Raw genomic sequence first — 670 nt, 5'->3', positions numbered from 1 at the left:
ACAAAGTGATACGATAAACGTATGAACAACTATCGAAGAACCAACACCACCGTGTCGATGCTCCATTATCATTTCGTGTTCTGCCCGAGGTATCGCCGAAAACTGTTCGATGACGACCTGTTCGAGCGACGGTTCAAAGAGATCGTCCACGATGTCTGTGAAGGGCTCGACATCCACCTCCTCGCCATCGAGTGCGACCGGGACCACACGCATCTATTCTTATCCGCATTGCCATCCATTAGCCCGTCCGACATCATGGCGCGCATCAAAGGCGTCTCGTCGAAGCGGCTCAGGGAGGAGTTCCCGCACCTCACACATCTCACGAGCCTCTGGACGAGATCCTTCTTCGTGTCGACGGCGGGAAACGTCTCCAGCGAGACCATCAAACGTTATGTCGAGGATCAAAAGACAAGGGGATGAGACCGTGTCGCAGACATTGACCGTGAACATCAAGCTCCATCCGACGAAAGCGCAACGATCAATCTTGGAGCGGATGATGGACACCTACATCCGCACGGCGAACCAGCTCGTCGCGGCCATGGTGCAGGCCCGAGAGAGCTTGAATCTGACGAGCAAACATGTCACGGCGGACCTGCCGAGCGCCGTCAAGAACCAGGCCATCCAGGACGCGAAGAGCATGTTCAAGAGGGCGAAGAAGAAGGACTTCCAG

1 protein-coding gene and 1 pseudogene are annotated in these 670 nt (G+C 55.4%); both read left to right on the top strand.

The window, feature by feature from the left end:
• The first annotated feature begins 21 nt into the window (after positions 1 to 21).
• Entirely contained in the window at positions 22 to 420 is a 399-nt protein-coding gene (gene tnpA / locus KNP79_RS15645; RefSeq protein ID WP_214708478.1) for an IS200/IS605 family transposase, read from the top strand.
• Positions 421 to 424: 4 nt separating this feature from the next.
• A pseudogene (locus KNP79_RS15640) lies at positions 425 to 670 on the top strand (RNA-guided endonuclease TnpB family protein); the annotation flags it as partial.

The sequence above is a fragment of the Exiguobacterium sp. s7 genome (assembly GCF_018618195.1).
GTDB lineage: Bacteria > Bacillota > Bacilli > Exiguobacteriales > Exiguobacteriaceae > Exiguobacterium > Exiguobacterium mexicanum_A.
This window is presented reverse-complemented; position numbering and strand designations above follow the sequence as displayed.